Below are 13,545 nucleotides of genomic sequence, written 5' to 3' on the forward strand. Positions count from 1 at the left end.
TACGGGATGTCCCGGTCACGCCTGTACCGGGACAGGCAGGGGAACGACGGCCGGGGGAGCGTGGAGCCCCCCACGGGAGGCTCCGGCCCTGCCCGGGACGCGGTGGATGGCTCCCGAGCCGTCGGACAGCGGCAGACAACTGCCGCCGCTTCGCAGCGCGATGATCTCGGCGGCGACGGAGATCGCGGTCTCCTCCGGTGTTCGAGCTCCGAGATCGAGGCCGATCGGCGAGCGCAGCCGCGCCAGTTCGGCGGGGCCGAGCCCGGCCGCGCGCAACCGGGACAACCGGTCCGCATGGGTGCGGCGCGACCCCATGGCCCCCACATAGCCGAGCGGCAGCCGCAGGGCCATGAGCAGCAGAGGGACGTCGAACTTCGCGTCGTGGGTGAGAACGCACAGCGCGGTGCGGCCGTCCAGCACCGACGACTGCGCGTCCAGATAGCGGTGCGGCCAGTCCACCACCACCTCGTGGGCGTCAGGGAATCGGGCGGTGGTGGCGAACACCGGGCGGGCGTCGCAGACCGTGACGTGATAGCCGAGAAAGCGGCCGGCGCTCACCACCGCCGCGGCGAAGTCGACAGCGCCGAAAACCAGCATGCGCGGCGGCGGCGCCCACGTCTCCACCAGTACCGTGACCGTCCCCGGTACGTCCCCGGGGCACGCACGGCCGTCCGGGGTGAGGGTGAAGACGTCCGTGCGGCCCGCTTGCAGCAGGGCGCGCGCCCCGGCCTCGACGGCGTCTCCGAGAGCGGTGCTCCACGACGGGAACCCGCCGAGGCGGCCCTCGGGCGTGACGACGAGTCCGAGTCCGAGCAGGCGGTCAGGCCCCTCGGTCACCCGGGCCAGCGCGACCGGGAGCCCGGCTGCGATCCGGGCCAGCACGGTGCCGAGGAGCGGAGTGATGTCCCCGGCCTCCGCGGCCGGTCCGGCACGGCCGACCGGCTGGACCAGGATCTCCAGCTCGCCGCCGCACGTCAGCCCCACGGCGAAGGCATCGGTGTCGCTGTACCCGAACCGTTCACGCAGCGGCACGCCCTCGGCGAGGGCGCGCAGGCACAGTTCGTACACCGACGCCTCCACGCAGCCGCCCGAGACGCTGCCGACGGCGCTGCCGTCCTGGCGGACCGCCAGTGCGGCGCCCGGACCGCGAGGGGCGCTCCCCGACACACGGGTGACGGTGGCGACGGCGTACGGTTCACCGGCCGAATGCCAGGCCCGCAACCGTTCAGCTATGTCACGCATACGAATCCTCTCCTCACCGGTCCCGGCAGGTGCAGCGGTGTGCCGTACGGTGCGCCGGGCTCCTGTTCGCGCAGCCACTCCAGGGCCAGCGTCCTGGCCCTCACAGGGCTCCCGGGGTCGCCGCGCCAAGCCACGGCGGCGACGTGGCCCGGGTCGCAGGGCAGATCCCGCACGGTCCAGCCGTCGGGGTGCCCAGCGGGGTCGGTGCCCAGGTAGTCGGCGCTCAGGCCGCGGCTCAGCCCGGTGCCGATGCCCTTGAGATACGCCTCCTTGCGGGTCCAGAGACGACCGAAGGCGGGTCTTCGCGCGGCTTCACCGAGCGCGGCCAGTTCCGCGTGCTCGCGGGGGTGCAGTGCCGGGGCGCAGATCTCTACCGTCTCCGCGCCGGGCAGCTGTTCGACGTCCACCCCGATAGGCATGGACGAGAGCCCGACCAGCACCAACCCGCTGCCGTGGGACAGCGAGAAGTGCGTCGGCGGCCCGCCGGCCTGCTCGGCCTGGTCCGGATGTACGGCGGGCCTGCCATGCGGTTCACCGCAACCGGGGCACGGCTCGCGTACGAAGAGGACCTGCGCGGCGGGCAGGCCGAGCCGGTGGCCGAGCAGCCGGCGCAGGGCGATGTGCGCCAGTGCGTACAACCGGCCGCCAGTGGACCGGCGGCAGGTCCCGGCCCGTTCGCGCTCGGCGTCGTCGAGCACCGCGCGGTCGAAGTCGTCGGCGGCGGTGCCGGTGGAGGGCTGGCGGACCAGCCAGAGCTCGGTCCCGCCCGGGGACCGGCCGGGCGCGCTCACGCCGCTGCCTGCTCGTACCGCGCGGTCACGTGGTCGATCAGGTCGTCGACGACGGCGGCGGTGAGCACGACGTGGAGGCTGACGGGGACCCCGAGATCCGCTTCCAGACGACGTTGGAGCTCCAGGGCGGCCATCGACCCGACACCCAGCTGCCCCAGGCCCGCACGCCCGTCGGTCAGATCGCCCGGAGGCACGCCGAGCGTACGTCCCAGGGCGCGGCGGACATGGCCGGCGAGGTCCTCGCGCACAGGCGAGGCCGGAGAGCCGGGCGGGGCGGGGGAGGCGGGGCGGGAGGATTCGAAACGGGGCATGGAAGTCTCACTTTCTGTGCCGGGCCGGGGGCCCGAGGCGGGGGACGGGGCCACAGGGCCCGGAAGGAGATCAGCGGCGGGCGAGCAGCAGGTCCAGCACCCTCGGCGGGTGCAGCGGCAGCCTCCCGACGTCGCCCGTGAGCTGCAGGGCGTCACGTACGGCGTTGGCCACGGCGGCGCCCACGCCGGCGGTACCGCCCTCGCCGGCACCGCGCACACCCAGCGGATTACCGGGAGCCGGTGAGTCCTCGTACAACTCGACCTGGATGTCCGGCACATCGGCCACGCGCGGCCACAGGTAGTCACGGAAGGTCAGAGAGAGCGGCCTGCCGCTCTCGTCGTAGCGGAACTCCTCGAAGAGCGCCCCGCCGATACCCTGCGCGACGCCGCCGACGAGCTGGCCGTGGACGGATCGGGGGTGGACGGCCCGACCGATCTCGTAACTGACCGCATAGCGCAGCAGGGTGACCCTGCCGGTGTGCGGGTCGACCTCGGCCTGGGTGTAGTGGGCGCCGTACGGATAGGTCATCCCGTCGGCGGCGTACGTGCCACGCCCGATGAGGCCGGGCTCCTCCCCGGTGCGGATGAACCGCGGGGTGAAGCAGGCGGCCGCGACGGCCCCCAGCGACACCCTCCGCTCCGGGGCGTCGGCCACGGCCACCCCGCCCCCGGTCATGACCAGTCGGGACGTGTCGGCTTCCAGGAGTACGGCCGCCACCCGTTTCGCCTTGGCGACGACTGCCTCGGCGGCCAGTTTCACCGCCGTCCCGCCGACCACGGTGGAACGGCTGGCGAAACTGCCCGCGCCGTCCGGCAGGATGTCCGTGTCGGAAAGGACGACCTTCACGGTCCCGGCGGGGACGTCCAGCTCCTCCGCGGTGATCTGGGCCATCACCGTCTCGATGCCCTGCCCCGATCCCGCCCCGCCCATCGATACGCGCACCGCGCCGCCCACACCGATGTCCACCACCGCGCTGTCGTGGCCGAGTCCCGCCTTCTCCAGGAGGACCGCGCATCCGGTGCCCACCAGCCGGCCCGCCGCCCGGGCCGCACGGGCTTCGGCGCGCCAGGCCTCGTAGCCGACGGCCGCCCGGGACTTGTCGAAGTGCTCCAGGTGGTCCTTGCCGTCCAGCAGCATCGGCGCCCCGAAGACCTGCATGGGCCTGCGGTGCGGGAGTTCCGTGGCGTCGAGCAGGTTGCGGCGCCGCAGCTCCACCGGGTCGATGGCGAGACGGGTGGCGGCCAGATCCATGGCGTGCTCGCGCACGAAGTTGTTCTGGAAGCGCCCGGGGGCCCGGTAGGTGCCGATCGGCGTCTTGTTCGTCATGACGATGTGGATGTCACTGCTGCACGCGGCGAGCCGGTAGGGACCGCAGATCATGGCCGAGGTGAGGGCCGCGACGACCGCGCCGTGGGTGCGGATGTACGCACCGCTGTCCAGCCACGCCTCGTCGCGCAGCCCCAGCAGCGTGCCCTCGTCGTCGAAGGCCAGTTCGATGCGGTGGTGCTGCTCGCGGGCGTGATTCGCCGCCAGGAAGTGTTCCTCGCGGTCCTCGGACCATTTGACCGGGCGGCCGGTCAGCCGGCACAAGAACGGAACGAGGAGGTCCTCCGGATAGAACTCACCGCGTATCCCGAAGCTGCCGCCGGCGTCGGACTCCAGCATGTGGATGCTGTGTTCGGGCAGACCGAGCAGGGTGGTGAGCACCCGGCGGTTGAAGTAGGGGACTTTCGTCGCGCCCCAGATCGTCATGCGCTCCGTGCGCTCGTCCCACTCGGCGACCAGCCCGCGGGGCTCCAACGGGGTACCGCTGTGGCGGCCGGTGCCGAGCTCGGCGGTCACCACGTGCGGGGCGGTGCGGAAGACCTCCTCCACACCCCCGTACGCGAAACGCACCACGCCCACCTCGGCGTCCGCGCCGCCCAGACTCTCCGGCCGCTCACCGGCGGCACCCCGGGCATCCAGCGCGACCGGCAGCTCCTCCAGATCCATGCGCACCAGGTCGGCGGCGTCCTCCGCCGTCCAGGGGTCGTCGGCCAGGACGACCGCGACCGGTTCGCCCACGTAACGCACGAACCCGGTGGCAAGCGGGGACTGCAGGTAGGGCGTGAAGTCGAGCCCGGGATGCGGTTGGCGCACCGGGATACGCAGGTCACCCGGCAGGTCCGCGACGGTGTACACCCCGGCGACACCGGGGAGCCGCAGGGCTTCCCGGGTGTCCACGCCGATGATCCGGGCGTGCGCGGAGGGCGAGCGGACCACCCGCATCCACAGCTGTCCGGGACGCGTCACGTCGTCGTGGAAACGCCCACGGCCGGTCAGCAGGCGCTGGTCCTCGAGCCGGGTCACGGACTGACCTATGGCGCTCATGAGGTCTCCTCGGGGAAGCCGGCCAGCGCTGCCACGGCGTCGACGATGCCCCCGTAACCCGTGCAGCGGCACAGATTCGCACTGACGTACTCCTTGATCCGCGCACGGTCGGCGGCGGGTTCCGCGCGCAGCAGACCGGTGCCCAGCATCAGGAACCCAGGGGTGCAGAAGCCGCACTGGAGGGCGCCGTGCTCGCTGAAGGAGGTCTGCAGCTCGCACAGTTTCCCGTCGGGCGCGAGGGACTCGACGGTTTCGATGACGGCGCCGTCCGCCTGGGCCGCGAGCATCAGGCACGACCGCACGGGGGCGTCGTCCACCAGGACGGTGCAGCTTCCGCACTCTCCCTGGTCGCAGCCGACGGTGGTGCCGGTCAGCCCCAGCTTCCGGCGCAGCGCGTCCGCGAGGCCGCGCCAGGGTTCGACCGAGATGGTCCGCTGCTCTCCGTTGACCGTGAGACGCACGGAGCGTTCCGCCGTGCTGTCGGGGGAGTCCATCGCCTGCCTGCTTTCTCTGGGACGTCGGTGGGGAGATAGGGGTGACGGGCTATCAGTGGGCCGGCTCGGCAGTTCCAGTACGGGAGACCGACCGTTCGAAGGCCCGCAGGAGCATCGCCTCGGCCGCGCGGCGGCGGTAGGAGGATGTCGCGAGTGCGTCGGACGGAGGCTCGGGCAGCTCCGCGACCGCATCCCGGACCGCGTCCTGCCAGCCCCCGTCCGGGCGTGTGCCGCACAGGAAGCGTTCCAGCGCCGGGAGCCGCACCGGGCGGTCGGCGGTGCCGGCCAGGGCGGCCCTGACCGAAACGGCGAGCCCGTCGGGACCGAGGCGGACGGCGGCACCGGCGGCCACCAGGGGCAGCCCGCCGTCCTGGAAGGCCGTCTCGCAGAGAGCGGCACCGGGCTCCGGACGGGGCAGGTGGACGTCGGTCAGCAGCTCGTCATGGGCGAGGACGGTGCGCCCGCCACCCGCGAACAGCTGCTGCACCGGGAGCGACCGGCTCCCGCGGGCCCCGTGCACGGTGACCACCGCGTCCAGGAGGACGGCGAGCAGACACCACTCCGCACGCGGGTCCGCGTGGGCCAGACTGCCGGCCAGGGTGCCCCGGGACCGTACCGGCGGGAACCCGATGAGCCGCGCGGTCTCCGGTACCACCGCGAATCCGGGCGGCAGCCGGTCGGCCGTCTCCAGGTCGTGGTGGGTGGCGAGGGCGCCGATGCGCAGGCCCTCGCCCTCCCTGCCGTAGTGCCGCAGTCCGGGCAGCCGGCCGATGTCCACGACGGCCTCGGGCCGCACGGCGCGGCGGTTCAGCTGAGGGATGAGGCTCTGCCCGCCCGCGAGCACCCGCGCGGTGCCCCCGAAGGAGCCGAGCAGCGCGATCGCCTCACCGACTGATGTGGGCTGGTGGTAGGCGAACCGGACCGGCTTCATGACTTCTCCTGAGCGGGGTGCGACGGGTACGGAGGTGAGGGCGGACGGTGGCGACCCCCGCCGGAGTGCGGGGGCCGCCGGCCGACTCAGGGCTGGGCGACGGGCGGCACCAGCAGGGACTCGTGTCCCAGCTGCCGCATCAGGTCGACGATGTCGAAGTGGGCCGAACGCTCGACCACCTTCTCGCCGTCGAACCGGTCGATGCCGATGGCGGTGAACGTCACGCGCTTGCCGCTCGGCGGCAGGCCCCGGAAGGGGCCCAGCTGGGTGCCGATGCACTCCACCCGGGTGACCACGAGGTCGCCTTCAGCGGTCTGCTCCTGGACGAGGTCGCTGATGTCCGGGAACGCGGTACGGAAGGCACGCACCCAGGTACGGACGCCCTCGGGGCCGCGCAGGTCGAACTGCGGCCAGTAGAAGTCCTCGGCGAAGATGTCGTCGGCCAGTTCCAGACGGTTGTTGGTGATGATCTCCTCGAACAGCAGCGCGATGCGCCGCTTGCGGTCCGCGAGGACGGACGGGGCTGTTCCGGTCATGGTGAAGCTCCTTCGGATCAGAGGGTGGAAGGCCGGGTGCGTCCGACCGGTTCAGCGGGTGGCCGCAGAGGGGGCGGCCACCGGCGGAACGGGCTTGGGAGGGCGCGGCAGCCGGGTGCTCATCAGGCAGGCGAGCAGGACCAGCGCCAGGTCGATGGCGGCGACCCAGGTGAGGGCGTCGCCGTAGGCGGTCACACCGTGCCGGGTGCCGACCGCGGCGAAGAACACGGTGCCCAGCACGGCGACCCCCGCGGCGCTGGCGAACTGCTGCGACGTGGTGAGCACTCCGGCGGCGGCTCCCGCCTGCGCCGGACGGGCACCCGCCAGCACGGCCCCGGTCACGGCCGGCACGGCCAGCCCGTTGCCGAGTCCGATGAGGATCATCGGGGCCACCAGGCGCAGCGCGGTCGTGGCGTCCCCGGAGAGCTGCACGTCGATGACGAGCGCCAGCATGCCGACCGCGGCCACGGCCGTCCCGATGGTGATCAGCCGGGCGCCCTGCCGGGCGGCGATGCGGGGGGAGAGGATCGAGGCGATGGCGAACGCCAGGCCCAGCGGGGTGAACATGATGCCGGCCTTCAGCGGGCTGAGCCCGAGACCGGTCTGGAAGACCAGGGTCAGGGCGAACATGAAGCTGAAGAAGGCGCAGAAGGCTCCGAAGCACACGACGAGGCCCTGCACGAACACCTTGTTGCGCAACAGCAGGGTGTCCAGCATCGGCTGCCCGCCGCGGCGCAGCAGAGCGTTCTCCCACTTCAAGGTCAGCGCCATCAGAGGAATCGACGCCACCAGGCAGATCCAGGCCCAGACCGGCCAGCCCTCGCTGCGCCCGATGACGAGGGGGAGCAGGAAAAGGGCCAGCGAGGCCGAGATCCCGAGGGCACCCAGCGGGTCGAGCCTGACCCCGGCGCCCGGCGCCCGGCGGGGCAGCAGCCGCAGTGCGAAGGCCACGGCGGCCAGGCCGATCGGCACGTTGACCAGGAAGATCACGCGCCAGCCGAGGCCGAGCACGTCCACCTGGAGCAGCACGCCGCCCAGGACCTGGCCCGCCACGGCGCCGACGCCGATGGTGACGCCGAACCAGGCGAGTGCCTTGGCCCGCTCCGCCGCGGGGAAGACGCCGGTGATCGTGGCCAGCACCTGCGGCACCATGGCCGCGCCGGTGAGGCCCTGCAGCAGGCGGGCACCGACGAGTTCGCCCGAGTTCTGCGCGAGTCCGCAGAGCAGCGAGGCGATGGTGAAGGCGAGGGTGCCGTAAAGGAACATCGCCCGTGATCCGAGCAGGTCGCCGAGACGCCCGCCGGTGATCAGCCCGCTGGCGTACGTGAACCCGTAGCCGGCGACGATGAGTTCGAGTGCCGCCTGGCCGGCGCCGAGGTCGTGTTCCAGCGAGGGCGCGGCGACGTTGACGACGTAGAGGTCGAATTGGGCCATGAACATGGCGGCGAGGAGGACGGGCAGCATCAGCCAGCGCTTCGCGTAGGGCGCCGGCGGCTGGGCCACGGGCGGCTCCGGACGCGGCTGCGCGGCCGTGTCGGTGAGCTGGGACATGATGGCGTTCACTTTCTCGGGATCCTGGGCGGTGCCCCGGACGGGCCGGTGCGACGGGGGCCGCACCGGCCGGCTGATGGGTGGCGTGCGGTCAGGCGGCCGACACGGTGGGACGGCGGGCCTTCTCCAGGCGCCAGTCGACCTTCGCGTAGTCGGCCTCGGCCAGGGCGATCGCCTCGTCCAGTCCGCGTACGACGGGCAGGCCGAAGTGTCCGACGATCGTCGTCAGGCGCTCGGGGACGGAACCGCCCACGGGCAGGTAGGGGATGGCCAGGTCGTCCAGGGCCTCTAGCAGCAGTTCGTCGCACCGCGCCCGGAAGCCCTCGTTCATCGGCCGGTGCCCGTCGGCGCCGAGCGCGAACTCGTTCCGCAGATGGACGAAGCCGTCGAAGCCCTCCTTGACGTGCTGGCGGAAAGCGTGGCCGAGCTGGTCGGCGACCTCGCCGAAGAAGAGCATCTCGGCCGGGAGAGGGGACGGCACGCCCGTGGCCGCCCCCGGGTCCATGCCGAATTCGACGCGCGCCGCGGCGTAGGTCCACTCCTGCAGCGACGAACCGTCGGCCACGAAGTTGTCGCCCAGAAGCGCCTCGCTGACGGCCCGGCCCACATGACGGCGGACCGCGAGCTGGATGTACTCGGCAGGGGTGACCTCGGTGAGGGCCTTGCCGGGAACGGCGTCCGGCATGATCTCCCGGATCGTCCGTGCGGGCGATCGCGGGATGCCGGTGTAGTGGGCGAGGGCCATGGTGGTGAAGGTCTTGCCGGCCGAGTAGGTGCCGGATATGGACAGTCGCATGGGTGTACTTCCTGTGGGTGGGGGCCGTTCAGGCCGTGACGGCCTTGGCGTCGGAGGGCAGTTCGTGGGCGAAGGTGGCACGCATGCGGATGCCCGCCAGCTCGCCGCTCAGCTCGACGCTGCGCCAGACCGCGCCGCGCAGCGGGAGCGTGCGCTTGGCGGTCACCGCGGTCGTGGCGGTGAGGGGCAGACCGTCCGCCGTCAGCGGCTCGGGGGTCCCGGCCGCCTCGAGCGAGGTCTGCATCATCCACAGCGTGTTGCTGTTCTCCCGGGAGACGGAGTCGAGTTCGTACATCAGCACCTGGGCGAGCTGGAGGGTGACGACGAAGCAGTCGATCAGGGAGACGGACGGCTGCCGGGCCCCCTCGATGCCCTCGGTCGGCGCCGGGCTGCCGGCGACCGGGGTGAAGGCGACCGCTCCGTGCGCCTTCAGTTCCGGGACCGAGACCCGGACGTCGTTCACCGTGTGCCTGCGGAGCTTGAAACCCTCGCCGTAGAAGCGCGGTTCCCCGGGGCCGAGGAGGTCGGCCAGGGAATCGTGGACGACACCGGTCTTCGCTTCGGCCACGACCGGGTGGACCAGCTCGCACCGCACCCGCAGCCCGCCCACCGAGCAGTCGTAGACGGACCGGTGCAGGCCCGGCTCGTCCGGCTCGGGGCCGGTCCGCGTCAGCGAGGCGGAGAGCGGGATGTCGTCGAGCACCTCCTGGGGGGCCGTTCCGGCACGCAGCACCACCTTGGCCAGCTTCACGGCCCTGCGTTCCGCGGCGCCCAGGCCCCACGCGTGGGCCGTATGGGCCTCGGCCAGCTGAACCCCCAGCACCAACGCGTCGACGGTGCTCAGATGGGGCCGCAGGTCGACGCCGGCCTTCTTCTTCGACCAGTCGGCGGGATACGTGATGTCGACGGTCGCGGTGGCCCCGGCGTCGCACGCCCGGGCTCCGGTGACGGCCACCGTGTGGACGTCGTAGACCGCGCGCTGGTAGCCGCGTGAGAAGAAGCGGCCCTCGGCCGGCCCCAGGTAGTCGTCGATGGAACGCAGCAGCAGTTCGGTCGCAGCCATGTCAGACCGCCGCACCGGCTGCGAGAGCCTGGTCGTAGGCGTCCACGAGGTCCTGCACGGTACGCATGTCCGTGATGGAGAACTGCTCCTCGAACGGGTCGACGTCCAGCTCCGACTCGAGCTCGATGAGGAGCTGGGCGAGCATCAGGGAGTTCAGGCCCAGTTCCATGAGGGGGGCGGACGGGGCGACGGCCTCGGCCAGCTCGGGATCGAGCACCAGACCCCGCACCCGGTCGACGACGAGCGCGGATATCTCTGCCTTGCTCAACATGTGATTCCTCCATCTATGACAAGGGACTGACCGGTGACGAAGTGGGCGCGGGGAGAGGTGAGGAAGAGGATCGCGTCGGCGATCTCCTCCACGGTTCCGAGCCTCCCCAGCGGGGTGCGGTGCTGGATCTTCTCCCGGTTGCCGGCGGTGACCTCGGCGGTCATCTCGCTGTCGAAGAAGCCCGGGACGATCGAGTTGACCCGGATGCCGAACGCGCCGAGTTCGCGGGCGAGACTGCGGCTGAATCCGTCGAGCCCCGCCTTCGCCGCCGCGTAGACGGAGACTCCTCGGTAGCCGCGGATGGCGTTGATCGACGAGACGTTGACGATGTTTCCGCCCTGACGGGTCATCAGGCGGGCGCACGCCTGGGTGAGCATCATGGGCGCGAGCAGATTGGTGGTGAGGAGGGTGTCGATCCGCTTGGGCGCGGTCGTCAGGAACAGTTCCTGGTGGAGCACGCCCGCGTTGTTGACCAGCAGGTCGGCCCGTCCGAAGCGCTGCTTGACGCCTCGTACAAAGGCCCGCATGGACGCCGGCTCGGTGAGGTCGGCGGCCTCCCAGTGGAAACGGTCCGGATGGAGCTCCGCGTTGCCGACCGTGAACTCGTTGGCCGTCCGGCTGAAGGTCGCCACCCGCCAGCCGTCGGCGAGCAGACGCTCCACCACGACGCGCCCCAGGCCCCGGCTCCCGCCGCTGACCACCGCGACGCGGCCGTCCTCAGGGGTTCCATCCGGCATGTCGGACCCGGCCACGGCACCGGGCATCGTGCCGGCCGACGCCGTCACACCAGGCTCCGGGACTTCTTGAAGCGGTCGTTGTGGTGCTCGGCCTCGGATATCTCCACGACCGCCGGGACCTTGTACGCTTCCAGCCTGCTCCGGCAGTGGACCCGGGCCCGGCGGGCGAACCCCTCGTGGTCGGCGCCGGCGGTGAGACGGACGACGGCTTTGACCACCATGCCGGTGATGTGACTCGGACGCCCCGAGACCGTGACGTCCGCCACCTCTTCCAGTTCCAGCAGGACGTTCTCGACCTCACTGGGGTAGACCTTCTCGCCGGCCACGTTGATGATCTCCGAACGCCGCCCCAGGATGCGGACGTACGGGCCGTCCACCTCGACGGCGTCCTGGGTGTTGAAGAACCCCTCGTCGTCGAAGGGTGCCGGGGCGTTGAGATAGCCGAGCATCGCCATGTCCGAGCGGATCCAGAGCACACCCTCCCGCACCTGGTACTCGAACCCTGGCCCTCCCAGGCGTACCCAGAGGGTGTCGTCGGCCTTCGACTTGGTCGGCAGGATGCCGAGTTCGGAGAGACCGTACGTCTGCTTGAGCCGAACGGCGGGCAGAGCCGCCTTCAGCCGCCGGAGAGTGCCCAGCGGCATCGGCTCGGTCCCGTAGGTGACGAGGCCGAGGGAGCTGAGGTCGTGCCGCTGGTACGCACCGGAGATCAGCAGCATGTTGAGGAACGTGGGAGTGGTCGGCAGGACCCGGATCCCGAAACGTGCGATCGCCGCGCAGACGGTGTCCGGTGTGCGTTCCGGCAGGGTGACCACCGTGCCGCCCTGACCGATCGTGTGCAGCAGCGTGTTGATGCCGCCGATGTGGTCCAGGTTGAGGAAGGCCAGCGTGGACTGCGGCCTGGCGGGTTCGCCGTACCGGGCGAGTACCTTCGTGAAGTCCAGGACCGTCGCCTTGCTGCGACCGGTCGTACCCGAGCTGAACAGCACCAGGCCCGGTCGCCCGGCCGAACGCAGCCGCCCGTACAACTCGTTGTCGGCGGCCCGTCCGGACCGTGCGAAGGAGTGGCCCGAGCCGTCCGCGCCGATGGTGACCACTGCCTCGACCTGGGCGATCTCGTGGAACTCCGCCCGCTTGGCTACGGGGAGCGGAGTCAGCGGCACGAGGATGACGCCGCGCTCGACGAGAGCGAGCAGGGCGGCGCAGGTCTCGAAGGAGCCGGGCCCCTCCAGGGCCACCACCTGGCCCGCGGCGACCTCGTGGTCGTCCAGGAACGCCCGCCATCGCGCGATTCCGCCGACCAGATCGCTGTACGTGTACCGCACCGAGTCGAAGACGATCGCGTCCGCGTCACCGAATCGATGCAGACGCGCAAGGAATGATGTGATCATTTCGTTTCCCCCTTTTGTGCCGCAGTCGTGCGCCGGCTGCTCGGCCCGCGTGCTGGACACGGCGACCGTGCCGAAGGCGGCAGGATGTGAGAAGGGTGTTCCGGGGTCACTGGACCGCACGGCCCGGGGAGGACTTCGTCGTCCACCCGCCGAGGCGGTCGTCGGGCCGGGGACGGCACCGAGGTGCGTGCTCCGGCGTAGCGTCCGGACGCCGCCTGTGCCTGCGGCTTCCGTGCTCGTGGCGACGACGCTACGAAGTTCAAGTGGGCCTGAAGCAAGTCGAGTGGTGCGTGTCGAGCGTCACTCGGTGCTGCCGGTGGCCGTCCGTCAGATGTAGGCCGGGACCGGCGCCCCGGTCGGACGGGCCGTCGCGGAGGCCGACGTGGCCGGACGGCCGCTCGCCTGCTCGGGGACCGGAGGGAGTCGCTGCTCCGCCCGCCTGTAGGAAGCGAGCCGGTCGTCCACGTGGCGCAGACACCGCTTCAGGCGGGTGGCCTGATCGTCGAGCCGGCGCCGGTGGGCCTCCAGCAGGGCGAGACGCTCGCTCACGCTCCGTTCGTCCTCGCCCTCGCGCACCAGCTCCACGTACCGCGTCAGGTCGGCCACGGTCATCCCCGTCTCCCGCACCTGGACGAGGAAGTCGAGCCATCGCAGATGGGAATCCTCGTACGACCGGCGTCCGCCCGGACCACGGCTCACGTCCGTGACCAGCCCCATCTCCTCGTACCAGCGCAGCGTGTGCGCACGCAGTCCGGTGAGCTGGGCCACCTCGGTGATCGTGTAGCGGCGTTCGTCGGGCGGACGGTTTCGCTCAGGCATCGTCTGACCCCCTGGTAAGGACAACGCGTAAGAACCTGACCGGCGGACTCAGCCGATCGATGAACACGATGCTACCCGAAAGATTCATGCGCGAAGGTTTGTTAGTGGCGGGTGCAGCTCGACATTGCCTTTCCTTGGTAGAGCGTCGCCGCCAGCCAACCTTCTTCACCTGGGGGTTTGGTGGTGCGAGGGTGGGGCGGTGTTGCATTCGTTCTTGAAGGTTTATTTACGGTGCCGCATG

General features: G+C 71.4%; 14 protein-coding genes. All 14 read right to left on the reverse strand.

Annotated elements, in window-relative coordinates:
* Nucleotides 1–15: 15 nt before the first annotated feature.
* The 14 genes from ACFUJY_RS17900 to ACFUJY_RS17965 all read right to left on the reverse strand — a co-directional run bounded on the left by ACFUJY_RS17900 (nucleotide 16) and on the right by ACFUJY_RS17965 (nucleotide 13,304).
* Entirely contained in the window at nucleotides 16–1,242 is a 1,227-nt protein-coding gene (locus ACFUJY_RS17900; protein ID WP_383300137.1) for an XdhC family protein, read from the reverse strand.
* Entirely contained in the window at nucleotides 1,230–2,033 is an 804-nt protein-coding gene (locus tag ACFUJY_RS17905) for a 4'-phosphopantetheinyl transferase family protein (protein WP_383300139.1), read from the reverse strand. Before ACFUJY_RS17905 ends, ACFUJY_RS17900 begins: the two co-directional genes overlap by 13 nt.
* Nucleotides 2,030–2,344, reverse strand: coding sequence for an acyl carrier protein (locus tag ACFUJY_RS17910; protein ID WP_383300142.1), 315 nt, complete (start codon nucleotides 2,342–2,344; stop codon nucleotides 2,030–2,032). Before ACFUJY_RS17910 ends, ACFUJY_RS17905 begins: the two co-directional genes overlap by 4 nt.
* A 70-nt stretch (nucleotides 2,345–2,414) precedes the next feature.
* Nucleotides 2,415–4,715 (reverse strand): xanthine dehydrogenase family protein molybdopterin-binding subunit, encoded by a 2,301-nt coding sequence (locus ACFUJY_RS17915; RefSeq protein WP_383300144.1) that lies wholly within the window; start codon nucleotides 4,713–4,715, stop codon nucleotides 2,415–2,417.
* Nucleotides 4,712–5,209: a (2Fe-2S)-binding protein gene (locus ACFUJY_RS17920; protein WP_383300147.1), complete on the reverse strand. Its 498-nt coding sequence runs from the start codon at nucleotides 5,207–5,209 to the stop codon at nucleotides 4,712–4,714. The genes ACFUJY_RS17915 and ACFUJY_RS17920 overlap by 4 nt, the downstream gene beginning before the upstream one ends.
* 52 nt (nucleotides 5,210–5,261) lie before the next feature.
* Complete coding sequence (locus ACFUJY_RS17925) at nucleotides 5,262–6,140, reverse strand: FAD binding domain-containing protein (RefSeq protein WP_383300150.1); 879 nt, start codon at nucleotides 6,138–6,140, stop codon at nucleotides 5,262–5,264.
* A gap of 86 nt (nucleotides 6,141–6,226) precedes the next feature.
* The gene (locus tag ACFUJY_RS17930) at nucleotides 6,227–6,676 is read right to left on the reverse strand and encodes an ester cyclase (RefSeq protein ID WP_383300153.1); all 450 of its coding nucleotides are present in this window, start codon (nucleotides 6,674–6,676) and stop codon (nucleotides 6,227–6,229) included.
* A gap of 51 nt (nucleotides 6,677–6,727) precedes the next feature.
* Complete coding sequence (locus ACFUJY_RS17935) at nucleotides 6,728–8,239, reverse strand: MFS transporter (protein WP_383300156.1); 1,512 nt, start codon at nucleotides 8,237–8,239, stop codon at nucleotides 6,728–6,730.
* Nucleotides 8,240–8,318: 79 nt separating this feature from the next.
* Nucleotides 8,319–9,023, reverse strand: coding sequence for an AAA family ATPase (locus ACFUJY_RS17940; RefSeq protein ID WP_383300159.1), 705 nt, complete (start codon nucleotides 9,021–9,023; stop codon nucleotides 8,319–8,321).
* 28 nt (nucleotides 9,024–9,051) lie between these two features.
* Nucleotides 9,052–10,086 carry an AvrD family protein gene (locus ACFUJY_RS17945; protein WP_383300161.1) on the reverse strand — a complete coding sequence of 345 codons (1,035 nt, stop codon included), beginning with the start codon at nucleotides 10,084–10,086 and terminating at the stop codon, nucleotides 9,052–9,054.
* A 1-nt stretch (nucleotide 10,087) separates the two neighbouring features.
* Nucleotides 10,088–10,357 (reverse strand): phosphopantetheine-binding protein, encoded by a 270-nt coding sequence (locus ACFUJY_RS17950; RefSeq protein ID WP_383300164.1) that lies wholly within the window; start codon nucleotides 10,355–10,357, stop codon nucleotides 10,088–10,090.
* Complete coding sequence (locus tag ACFUJY_RS17955) at nucleotides 10,351–11,142, reverse strand: SDR family NAD(P)-dependent oxidoreductase (protein WP_383300167.1); 792 nt, start codon at nucleotides 11,140–11,142, stop codon at nucleotides 10,351–10,353. The genes ACFUJY_RS17950 and ACFUJY_RS17955 overlap by 7 nt, the downstream gene beginning before the upstream one ends.
* The gene (locus ACFUJY_RS17960; RefSeq protein ID WP_383300170.1) at nucleotides 11,139–12,485 is read right to left on the reverse strand and encodes a class I adenylate-forming enzyme family protein; all 1,347 of its coding nucleotides are present in this window, start codon (nucleotides 12,483–12,485) and stop codon (nucleotides 11,139–11,141) included. Before ACFUJY_RS17960 ends, ACFUJY_RS17955 begins: the two co-directional genes overlap by 4 nt.
* A 327-nt stretch (nucleotides 12,486–12,812) precedes the next feature.
* A complete protein-coding gene (locus ACFUJY_RS17965) occupies nucleotides 12,813–13,304 on the reverse strand; it encodes a MerR family transcriptional regulator (protein WP_383300173.1) in 492 nt (163 codons plus the stop codon).
* Nucleotides 13,305–13,545: the final 241 nt, after the last annotated feature.

Source organism: Streptomyces sp. NPDC057249 (assembly GCF_042669245.1).
GTDB lineage: Bacteria > Actinomycetota > Actinomycetes > Streptomycetales > Streptomycetaceae > Streptomyces.